Here is a 270-nt window from a genome sequence, read left to right on the forward strand (position 1 = left end):
TACTTACCCTAATTATATAGTAGCTAGTTGGGAAATATTTAACGATGATACTGCTGATCGGGTTTACTTAATAAAGCGCGGTACAGAGCAATGGGCTAAGTTACATTTAAACCAATACACAGGTGATATTTTGTCAGAGCCTGTGGGTACCAGCCATTATTTCACCGATTGGTTTTTAGAGCTGCATTACACCTTTTTACTTAACGATTTTAAAAATTTACCAGGGCAAACGGGCACTGTATTAGGGTTCTTTTTTGCGGTGTTTTTACT

At 37.4% G+C, this 270-nt stretch carries 1 pseudogene; it reads left to right on the forward strand.

The features are described 5' to 3' along the window. Positions 1-270: pseudogene (locus AAEY62_RS22520) on the forward strand (PepSY-associated TM helix domain-containing protein); the annotation flags it as partial.

This window comes from Pseudoalteromonas sp. GW168-MNA-CIBAN-0100 (genome assembly GCF_040309225.1).
Lineage (GTDB): Bacteria > Pseudomonadota > Gammaproteobacteria > Enterobacterales > Alteromonadaceae > Pseudoalteromonas > Pseudoalteromonas arctica.